The organism is Pseudoalteromonas sp. P1-7a (genome assembly GCF_001401855.1).
Lineage (GTDB): Bacteria > Pseudomonadota > Gammaproteobacteria > Enterobacterales > Alteromonadaceae > Pseudoalteromonas.
This window is the reverse complement of sequence record NZ_LKDU01000029.1, coordinates 47,205-57,911: the sequence shown is the minus strand read 5'-3', so window position 1 is coordinate 57,911 and position 10,707 is coordinate 47,205. Positions and strand designations below refer to the sequence as shown.

The following is a 10,707-nucleotide window of genomic DNA, read 5'->3' as shown; positions in this document are numbered from 1 at the left end:
TAAAGAACGTTGCGATTAAAGCGCGTTGCTTTATCTCGCTAGGGCTGCGCATGTTACGCTTTCCTATTTTTTTGTCAACACTTAATTTTTTAAACTTGAAAGTTTTTAAAACGAAGTTTTACTCGACTCACTAAGTAGCTTGCTTGCCTCGCTAAGCGTTGCCTGTTCTGCCGTCTCAGTGGGGTCGCATTATAGGGAGAACGGATTTTTACGCAAGCGTTTTTTAATAAAAACTATAAATAAAAGCTATTTCGTGTATTTTTCACTCTAAAGGGCCAAAGTAAGTACAAAAAACAAACTAAACCTATATGCAAAGCCCAGTTTGTTTTAAATATAACGATGTATAAAACGCAAAAAGCACCTATAAGGTGCTTTTTAGTTAATTTATTAACTACGGGTATTAATACAAAATACTATATAGCTTTCTTCTGTATTTCGCTGCAAGTGCATCTCCATCTGGTAGAGAAGCGATAATTGCTAAAAAGCTTGCTTTAGCGTCATTAAAGTTAAGATCCTTTTTAAGTACGCTGAAGAGTGTTTCGAGTGCTTCTTCTTTTCGTCCTGCATCGTTTAGCAATTGGCTTAGCTCTGTTTTTAAGTCTAAATCATTTGGGTACTTTTCTACTTGAGATTGCTTTTCATTTATCTCTGGCGAGTCGGTAGCTTCGAGGGCCGCTTCGCATTTTGCTTTTATGTTATGAAAGTAAGCATCTTGCTCTTGGGCGTCAATTGTATCAATAAGTGCTTGAGCATCATCTAGCTTATGTATTTGAATACATATATCAGCTAATACAAGCTTTATACGGGCGTTTGCACTGTCTATTTCATACGCTTGCTTTGCGTAATTAAATGCAGCATTTAGATCCGACTTTAACAATGCTTGTTTTGCTTGTTCAAGAAGTAGGTCCTGTTGCGCTGGTAAATGCTTACTCAGGGCTTCGCGAATTTGCGCGTCTGTTTGCACGCCCGCTAATAAATCGACTGGCGCTGAATCTTTTAACAATACAAGTGTAGGTAAGGTTTGCAAACCAACCTGCTGCGCTAATTGCGAGGCAAGTGCTTGTTCTACGTCACAATCAAGGTTAGCCACTACAATATGGTCTTTATATTGCGTAGCTAAATTTTCTAATATGCCGATTTGGCTAATACACTCAGGACTTTGTGGCGAGTGGAAGTTAAGCAGCACCAACTTTTGTTGTGATGTTTCACCGAGTACTTGCTGAAGGTTTTGTGCGTTGATACTAACTATGTTGCTCATTGAATTAATTGCCATATTCATTTATTTAGGTTTTTATATGGAGACGAACATAATAAATACAAGTATTAAATACTTTCAAATAATGAGGGAAAACATGAAAATCACCTATCTAGCTGCAGCATTTATGATAGCAAGTCCACTTACTTATGCTAAGCCCCTAAACTTAGATTTAACTAAGAGTATGCCAGCTATTGAAAAGTTTTACCTCGACTTACACCAATCTCCAGAGCTTTCATATCATGAAAAAGAAACTGGTCAAAAAATAGCATCGCGATTAACAAAACTTGGGTTTGATGTAACAGATAAGGTGGGCGGCTATGGTGTGGTAGGGATTTATAAAAATGGCACCGGCCCTACAATAATGATTCGTACTGATACCGATGGCCTACCAATCACAGAGCAAACCGGTAAACCTTATGCATCTAAAGTACAAGTGACCAATGAGCACGGGAATAAAGTAGGTGTAATGCATGGCTGTGGCCACGATATACATATGAGCTCGTTTATTGGTACTGCTGAGCAACTTATTGCCCACAAAGATAAGTGGCAAGGAACGTTAATGATGGTTGCTCAACCTGCAGAAGAAGTTGGCGGTGGCGCAAAAGCTATGTTAAGTGAAGGCTTATTTAGTAAATATGCTAAGCCTGATCATGTTATTGCGCTGCATGTGAGTGCCAGCGTGCCTGCGGGTAAGGTATCAATGAAAAATGAATACACTATGGCAAGTGTTGATTCGGTAGATATAACTATAAAAGGCAAAGGCGGACACGGCGCCTACCCGCACACTACCGTAGACCCAGTTGTTATTGCTGCGCGTACGGTATTAGCATTACAAACAATCACAAGTCGCGAGCTTTCTCCACTTGAGCCTTCTGTTGTGACTGTGGGATCTATTCATGGTGGTTCAAAGCATAATGTGATTTCCGATGAAGTAAAACTTCAGCTTACGCTTAGAAGCTACAACCCAGAGGTGCGTACGGCGCAAATAGCCGCTATAAAACGTATTACAGCCGGTATTGCTCAAAGTGCAGGCCTTACTAATTCGCACTACCCTGTTGTTCACGTTCATGAAGATGAATCTATTCCATCTACTTACAACAACCCTCAGCAAACTAATATTGTTAGGAGCGCTATTGCTGATGCAATTGGCGAAACTAATGTACTTGAGACAAAAGCGGTTATGGCTGGTGAAGATTTTGGGCTGTACGGTAGAACTGACGAAAACATTCCTATTACGTTATTTTGGCTAGGTGGAGTAAACCAACAGCAATATACAAATGCGATGAAAAGTAACCAAACACTTCCCTCATTACACTCAAGTAAATTTGCGCCAGATTATAAAGTAGCATTACCGACCGGTATAAAAGCCATGAGTAACGCTGCAGTCGCGTTATTTAATAAAAAGTAAGCCGTATTTGAGAGTTCAGCAATTAAGTGGTTGCTGAGCTCTTTTTATAATTTGTTTTTTTAAATGGTGTTTTTTTACCACGCTTAGCAAAGCGCTTTTTAGGCGGAGCTTTAGGTAGCTTTGAAAATACATGACTATCACAACTAGCTGCTTGCTGTACAAAACCTTCAAGCTCCACCAGCAGTGGTTGTAAAAATTGTTGGTAGCTCATTGTTTGTTGAGCAATGTTGCCTAAGCTCGCCTCCCATTTAGCGGTCAAATCGGGACTAGCTAAGCCCTCTGGTAAAACACTAATAAGTGCCAGGCCTGTTTGTGTGGCTTTAATTGATTTACCCTCGCGCTTTAAAAAACGACGCCTAAATAATAATTCAATAATGCCTGCGCGGGTAGCCTCTGTACCTAATCCATCAGTCTCTTTGAGTATTTTTTTAATTTGTGAATCTTTTACATAACGACTAATGCCGGTCATGGCACTTAGCAACGTTGCATCAGTAAAATGAGACGGTGGCGTAGTGTGTTTTTCTACAACTTCACCTTTAGTGCAGTTAAGCGCCATACCTTTTGTTAAATGAGGCAAGGTTGCTTCATCTTTTAGCTCGGCTTTGCCCATTAATACCTTAAACCCTAAGCTTACATCTTGCTTTGCATTGGCTTTAAATAAACCTCCCGCAATGGTTACCTCTACTTTAGTTTCGTTATAAATATAATCGGGGTAAAACTGAATTAAGTAATGCCTGCTAATAAGTTGATATACTTTTGCTTCATCAGACGCCAGAGTCGCTGTTTTTAGTTGTTTGGCGGTAGGGACAATTGCATGGTGGGCAGCCACCTTTGCATCGTTAAAACATTTGCTACGTTTTTTAGCGTCTGCCCCATTCACAAACTCAGTACTTTGACTGCCATTAGCTGCAATTGCTTTTAAAATTGCAGGCGCATCTAAATGATGCTCTTTAGGCAAATAACGATTATCGGAACGAGGGTAAGTAATTAACTTATGGCGCTCATAGAGCGTTTGGCAAATATCGAGTACTTGCTGAGCTGCCATACCCAATGCCTTTGCAGCATCTATTTGTAGTGCCGATAAATTATAAGGCAGCGGCGCGCTTTGTTTTTTTTGTTTTTGCTCGAGCGCAGTGACTTCAGCCGGTTGATTGGCTATTCGCGAGGCGACATTTTCAGCAAGTGCTTTATTTAATACACGCCCTTCTTCATCTTGATACGGTTCGCAGGCTTTGCTTGGTACCCATTTGGCCAAAAAGCTTTGCTGCTCAGGAGTTATTAAATGCGCCAACACGTCATAAAATGGTTTTGACACAAAGTTAGCTATTTCGTTATCCCGATTAACCACTAAACCTAAAATTGGGGTTTGTACGCGACCCACCGACAACACATTGCCAAAGCCAGCTTTTTGCCCCGCCAGCGTATAAGCACGCGTAAGGTTCATACCAAATAGCCAATCTGCACGTGAACGCGCAAGCGCCGACACACTAAGCGGAATAAATTCACGGTTTGAACGCATGTGGTTGAGTGCTTTTTTTACCGCCGCTAGATTTAAATCACTTATTAGCAAACGCTGAATGCTTTGCTTTTTGGTTTTACTTATTTTGGCTTGCTCTATGACTTCATCCACCAACAATTGGCCTTCCCTATCGGGATCGCCCGCATGCACCAGCACTGATGCCTGTTTAATTAGCTTTTTTAAAATAGTTAATTGCTTACGCGTTTTCGTTTTTGCCTTGAGCTGCCACTGCTCCGGCACTATGGGAAGGTGTTCAAATTGCCACTTTTTAAAACGCGCATCATAATCATCAGGTTCAGCTTGCTCTAACAAGTGCCCGATACACCACGAGACACAGTCACCATTAGCCACTTCTATATAGCCATCGTGTTTTTTATGTGGTTTAGGCAGTGCATCAGCAATAGCTTTGCCAAGTGATGGCTTTTCAGCGATATAGAGTTTCATGGGAGTTGCTCGTTAACTGTTTATATAAACAGTAGTTTAGCACAGCTATTTAGAAGGTGGAGCGCTTTCTATTTTTGAGGGGGTATTATACCAATCTGCAATAATGTCTGATCATTTTGCAGGGCTAAACGTGTCGCTATCTGCGTTAAAAAATTCTCATTTAGAACAACTGAATAGCGAATTTATTGCCTTGCTATCAACACGTTTATCCATCCTCAAAATAGATCACTTACTTATGCGGATTGGTATTACTTTTTTTAGCGAAAAACATAATTAAAGGTAAATAACACACTATGACGGTGCCAATATTGATAAAGGGCATTAACGTTTTATAAATAATGGTGCTGTACGCTAAATCCCAAAGGTGACGGTCAACTAATCTGAATAATTGTAATATAGGTGCGCCAATAACCACTAACTGACCAATAACGCATTGCCATAAATAAACTTTATCTTTTATTCCCCAGTAAGCTATTAACGCCATCCATATAATATCGGTAGCCGCCCATACTAAATAACGATAGATATAAATATCGTCAAACTCTCTCAAGCTAGAGGCTGTTATCCCTCCAAAAAAGAAAAAAGCGGCGGTCAGTAATGCAAATCTAAAGGCTAGGTAATCTTTAAATATAAAAAATATAAAAAGAGCCGGGCTTAGCATAAAAACCCAGCTTTTACTTAAAATACTAACGAAATACAAAAACCATTCAGGCAAAATGTTTTACCTTATTTTTCTTTTGTATCGTCGGTTCCATCACCGTTACCTGGCATGTCACAATATTTAATTATAACTTTCACAGCACATCCATTACATATGTTAAGGAAATGTACTTTAAGCTAAAATGATGAGATTGCCAAGATACTTCAAGGGATAAAGTACCTTAAAATGAAACTAATTTAATAAAGTATAACGTCAGGCAATAACCTAGCGCACATCAATAGGGTCTGACTCTTTAGCCTTACCTTGTAAGATTGATATTTCTACTCGGCGATTTCTACGCCTGTCTTCATTAGAATCGTTAGGCACAAGTGGGCGAGTATCAGCACGCCCTACTACCATCATGCGGTTTTTATCAAACCCTTGTACCGTTTGTAATTCGCTTGCTACCGCCACAGCACGCTTTGACGATAAATCCCAGTTATTAATATATAACTCGTTAGAAACCTGAAAATCATCGGTGTGACCCGATACTGTAATTTCGCCAGGTACATCTTTTAATAACTCACCAATATCTTGAATTATGGGCTTAAACTTAGGTTGTAAAAAAGCACTGCCAGAAGGAAACGAGCCATTTTCACGGATACGGATAATGATTTGCTGCCCTAAAGATTCAAGCTCGATTGCACCATCAATAATCTGTTTTTCGAGCTGTTGCGCTATTTTTTTCACTAGCTCGTTAGTTTGTTCTTGATCGGCGGCTGAAGTTGCTTGCTCTGAAGATTGCTGCTGAGATGTACTACGTGACTCGCCACCACGTTTATCGCCTCGTTGTTCTTGTCTACCACCAGCGGAGCTTTCATCGCCCGCTTGAAACTCTAACATTTGCTGGGTCATTTCAACGGTTTGCTGTTGTATGGTTTCTATCGGGGTAGGTTCAGGCTTACCTGGGGTAAATTCCATAGCAATAACTGACGTTCCTTTTGGAATGTCTTTTACTTCTATTTTATTTTGAACACCAAAAGCAAACTTCATCGAGCCTGCTATTTGCTTAAATTTAAGTACATCCATTTCTGAAAACGCGAGCAAAAGTACAAAAAAGCACATTAAAAGCGACATTAAGTCGGCAAATGTTCCCATCCAAGCGGGCAGACCTGGTGGTGGGCATTTGCACTCTTGATCAGACATGGTTACTCCTCGGTATCTACTTTTCGCTTAGACTCAGCAAGGTAGTTTTTTAATATACCTTCAATTACTTTCGGGTTTTGGCCATCTTGAATACCTAAAATAGCATCCAGTATTAAACGCTGATTCATCGCTTCTTCGTCTTTACGAAGCTCCAGTTTTACCTGAATAGGAATAGCCACAACATTTGCTAAAAAGGCACCATATAGCGTAGTTAACAAGGCAACCGCCATTGCGGGGCCGATGGCTTTAGGATCATCCATGTTAGATAACATAGCAACTAAGCCTATTAACGTTCCTATCATACCCATTGCAGGGGCTATATCGGCAAGTGACTTAAATAACCCGGCGCCCAATTCGTGACGAGTTGTAGTTAAAGAAATGTCTTTTTGAAGCGTGGCACGCACTACATCAGCATCGTGGCCGTCAACCAGCATATCGACACCTTTGCGCATAAAAGGGTTTGGTATTTCAGCTTCTTCGAGGGCTAAAAAACCGCCTTTACGGGCCGAATCAGCAAGTTCAACTGCTTTTTCAATCAGCTCTTCCGGCGATTCGATTTTAAACATAAATGCTTTACCAACAACCTTACCTATGCCCAAAAACTGCGACAAGGTAAAGTTTGATAACACTATAAATAGTGAGCCACCAAATACAATTACGCTAGAAGGTGCATCGGCAAACATCCCCATTTCGCCGCTACTACTCATAAACATGGACATGACAATTAAACCAATTGCGCCAAGGATCCCAATTATGGTTGCTAAATCCACATTTCCTCCAAAGTATTATACTTTGTTATTCAAACTTTTATTATTAACTACTTATCGGCAAGATACTGAAATACTTAAGCCATTTTTGAAAAAAGTGTAAAACACTGTGTTTTGCCTAATTTTAGATCAAGATACCCTACTCGCCTAGCGACTAATTAATTTTTATTGTACACAGTGGGGGCTAATACGCATCTTATACGTTATAAAAATACGATTTAAACTGATATAACTCAAAAAACAGCGATCATCCTTTGACCTAGTTTAGCATTCCCCCTAAAATTGGCTCCTAAATTTATCATGCTGGCTGAAATTAAACATGGCGACTAAAAAACCTGAAAACCTAAGTTTTGAACAAGCTCTCGAAGAATTATCAACCATTGTCGGTGACATGGAACAAGGTGACTTATCGCTTGAACAGTCGTTAAAACAATTTGAGCGTGGTATAGCCTTAGCAAACGCCTCAACGGGCAAGCTGCAACAAGCCGAGCAAAAAGTCTCTATTTTAATGGGTAATGATGAAAAAGCAGCGCTGACTTCCTTTAATAATGAAGTGGAATAACCGTGAGCATACAAGAAAAAATAGAATGTGCTCAACAAGATGTCGTAAAGACCCTGCAACAGTACTTTGATCAATCCCTTGATACCGCACACATAGTAAAAGAAGCCACGCATTACGGCTTATTTAACGGTGGCAAGCGTTTACGTCCCTTTTTAGTCTACGCAAGTGGTGAAATGCTCGGAGCTAATAAGCAAGATCTAGACACCCTTGCTGCTGCTATTGAATGTATTCATAGCTACTCGTTAGTACACGATGATTTACCAGCCATGGATGACGACGACCTTCGCCGCGGGCGCCCAACTTGCCATATAGCGTTTGATGATGCGCATGCAATTTTAGCGGGCGATGCACTACAAACATTAGCCTTTGAGCTTATTTCGTCTCATAATTTTACTTGCAGCGCGACAACACAAGTAAAAATGATCAGCGCACTGGCTAAAGCATCTGGGCTTGAAGGCATGGTAGGCGGGCAAGGGTTAGATATTGCAGCTACAGATAAAGTGATTACAGTACAACAGCTTGAACGAATTCATAGATTAAAAACGGGTGCTTTAATAAACTGTGCCATTACTTTAGGTGCATTATGTAGCGAAAAAGCAGACAAACAAACCTTAGAAAACTTAAGTGTTTTTGGGTATGCTATAGGGCTGGCATTTCAAGTGCACGACGACATTTTAGATGTTGAAGGTGACACATTTACTTTAGGTAAGCCACAAGGCTCTGATTTAGCTGCTAATAAAGCAACTTATCCGGCCCTATTAGGTATGCAAGGTGCCAAACAAATGGCGCAAGATTTAATAGAGCAAGCACATCAGGCATTAAACAAAATAGATGCTGATACCTCTACTCTAGCGGCGTTGGCAAACTACCTGATTAAACGTGACCATTGAGTGTTACATATACGTATTGCCATTTAGCACTGACATTATTACTCAACAGCGGTAAAAACGACTAAGTTAGCACCGCTGTTAGCGAAGGATAAAATAAATACCATGACACTTGATAGTAGCAAGTATCCATTACTTAACTTGGTTGACGAACCAGCCCACTTACGCGACATAGCGCAAGATAAACTCCCTGCGTTTAGCAACGAGTTACGAGACTATTTACTCAACTCTGTTTCGCAAAGTAGCGGCCATTTAGCGTCTGGTTTAGGAACTGTTGAGCTTACCGTTGCGCTTCATTATGTGTATAACACACCAGAAGATCGCCTAGTGTGGGACGTGGGCCATCAAGCGTACCCGCATAAAATTTTAACGGGCCGACGCGATTTAATGCACACAATTCGTCAAAAAGATGGATTACACCCCTTTCCTTTTCGTGAAGAAAGCCAATACGATACGTTTAGTGTTGGGCACTCAAGCACCTCTATTTCAGCTGCGCTCGGTATGTCTATTGCAGCTCAAAAAGAAGGCAAAGGCCGTAAAACCGTTGCCGTTATAGGCGATGGCGCCATTACAGCAGGAATGGCATTTGAAGCCATGAACCACTTAGGCGATGTAAAATCTGACATGTTAATCATTTTAAATGATAACGAAATGTCGATTTCTGAAAACGTCGGTGCGTTAACCAATCACTTTGCGCGTATTTTATCTGGCAGCTTTTACACAAATATTCGCGAAGGCAGTAAAAAGTTACTCTCTGGCGTGCCTCCTGTTAAAGAGCTTGCCAGTAAAGTAGAAGAGCACCTAAAAGGAATGGTTATTCCAGGCACCTTTTTTGAAGAACTAGGTCTTAATTACATTGGCCCAATTGATGGCCACGATGTAAATATGCTTGTTGATACACTGCGTAATATGCGCAATTTGAAAGGGCCTCAGCTTTTACATATAAAAACGCAAAAAGGAAAAGGCTATAAACCGGCAGAAGCTGATCCTATTGGTTATCACGGTGTACCAAAGTTCGACCCTAATACATCAAGCTTACCTAAATCTAAACCTGGCGCCGCCACTTTCTCTAAGGTGTTTGGTGATTGGTTGTGTGATATGGCCGAGCAAGATAAAAAATTAATGGCTATTACACCGGCAATGCGTGAAGGCTCAGGTATGGTGCGTTTTTCAAAAGAACACCCAGAGCAGTATTTCGATGTAGCTATAGCAGAGCAACACGCTGTTACATTGGCGGCCGGTTTTGCTTGTGAAGGGTTAAAACCCGTTGTAGCTATTTACTCGAGCTTTTTACAACGTGCGTATGATCAACTTATTCACGATGTTGCACTGCAAAAACTACCTGTGCTTTTTGCTATAGACCGCGCAGGTATTGTGGGCGCCGACGGCGAAACACACCAAGGTGCGTACGACTTAAGCTTCATGCGCTGTATTCCCAATATGGTTATTATGGCCCCAAGTGATACTAACGAGTGCCGCCATATGCTTTACACCGGCTATAAGGCTAATTGCCCTGTAGCAGTTCGTTACCCACGTGGTAGTGCCGGTACTGCCGATATTCAAAGCGAAATGACACTATTAGAACTAGGTAAAGCTCATACCATTAAGCACGGCGCTAAAATTGCTATTTTATCCTTTGGTACTTTGCTTGAAAACGCCCAACTTGCTGCAAATGAGCTAGGTGCAACGCTAGTTAATATGCGCTTTATTAAGCCACTTGATACACGTTTATTAGATGAGCTTGGCCAAACTCATGATGTAATAGTAACGCTTGAAGACAACGCTATTTGTGGTGGCGCTGGCTCTGCTGTTAATGAATATTTAGCAGCGCAAAAAGCCAGCCTAAAAGTGCTTAACTTAGGTATTCCTGATGAATTTATTAAGCACGGCACTCAAGCGCAAATGCATGATGAAATGGGCTTAGGCGAACAAGGCATTTTAAATTCAATAAAATCCTTTATCGCTTAATTAAACAAAAAAAAAGGAGCTTTTAAGCTCCTTTCTTTTTAGCTAAGT

Annotated in this window: 9 protein-coding genes; 4 read left to right on the top strand and 5 right to left on the bottom strand. The window is 40.7% G+C overall.

Annotated features, from left to right (window positions below):
* Positions 1 to 400 precede the first annotated feature (400 nt).
* Positions 401 to 1,258, bottom strand: coding sequence for a tetratricopeptide repeat protein (locus AN389_RS15940; RefSeq protein WP_055020233.1), 858 nt, complete (start codon positions 1,256 to 1,258; stop codon positions 401 to 403).
* A gap of 94 nt (positions 1,259 to 1,352) precedes the next feature.
* Here AN389_RS15940 and AN389_RS15935 point away from each other — a divergent pair, with 94 nt between their 5' ends.
* Complete coding sequence (locus tag AN389_RS15935) at positions 1,353 to 2,666, top strand: M20 family metallopeptidase (RefSeq protein ID WP_055020232.1); 1,314 nt, start codon at positions 1,353 to 1,355, stop codon at positions 2,664 to 2,666.
* A 22-nt stretch (positions 2,667 to 2,688) separates the two neighbouring features.
* On the opposite strand, the gene AN389_RS15930 is transcribed toward AN389_RS15935, so the two are convergent.
* The 4 genes from AN389_RS15930 to pomA form a co-directional block, all read right to left on the bottom strand.
* Positions 2,689 to 4,629, bottom strand: coding sequence for a DNA topoisomerase III (locus AN389_RS15930; RefSeq protein WP_055020231.1), 1,941 nt, complete (start codon positions 4,627 to 4,629; stop codon positions 2,689 to 2,691).
* Positions 4,630 to 4,858: 229 nt separating this feature from the next.
* Positions 4,859 to 5,344 carry a hypothetical protein gene (locus tag AN389_RS15925; protein WP_055018142.1) on the bottom strand — a complete coding sequence of 162 codons (486 nt, stop codon included), beginning with the start codon at positions 5,342 to 5,344 and terminating at the stop codon, positions 4,859 to 4,861.
* A gap of 210 nt (positions 5,345 to 5,554) precedes the next feature.
* Positions 5,555 to 6,475, bottom strand: a complete 921-nt coding sequence (locus AN389_RS15920; RefSeq protein WP_004586875.1) for a flagellar motor protein MotB — start codon at positions 6,473 to 6,475, stop codon at positions 5,555 to 5,557.
* Positions 6,476 to 6,477: 2 nt separating this feature from the next.
* On the bottom strand, positions 6,478 to 7,245 hold the full coding sequence (pomA, locus tag AN389_RS15915; protein WP_004586874.1) for a flagellar motor protein PomA: 768 nt from the start codon (positions 7,243 to 7,245) through the stop codon (positions 6,478 to 6,480).
* A 316-nt stretch (positions 7,246 to 7,561) separates the two neighbouring features.
* Here pomA and AN389_RS15910 point away from each other — a divergent pair, with 316 nt between their 5' ends.
* The 3 genes from AN389_RS15910 to dxs all read left to right on the top strand — a co-directional run bounded on the left by AN389_RS15910 (position 7,562) and on the right by dxs (position 10,659).
* The gene (locus AN389_RS15910) at positions 7,562 to 7,804 is read left to right on the top strand and encodes an exodeoxyribonuclease VII small subunit (RefSeq protein WP_055018143.1); all 243 of its coding nucleotides are present in this window, start codon (positions 7,562 to 7,564) and stop codon (positions 7,802 to 7,804) included.
* A gap of 2 nt (positions 7,805 to 7,806) precedes the next feature.
* Positions 7,807 to 8,694 (top strand): (2E,6E)-farnesyl diphosphate synthase, encoded by an 888-nt coding sequence (gene ispA / locus AN389_RS15905; protein WP_055018144.1) that lies wholly within the window; start codon positions 7,807 to 7,809, stop codon positions 8,692 to 8,694.
* Between the two features lie 102 nt (positions 8,695 to 8,796).
* On the top strand, positions 8,797 to 10,659 hold the full coding sequence (gene dxs, locus AN389_RS15900; protein ID WP_055018145.1) for a 1-deoxy-D-xylulose-5-phosphate synthase: 1,863 nt from the start codon (positions 8,797 to 8,799) through the stop codon (positions 10,657 to 10,659).
* Positions 10,660 to 10,707 lie beyond the last annotated feature (48 nt).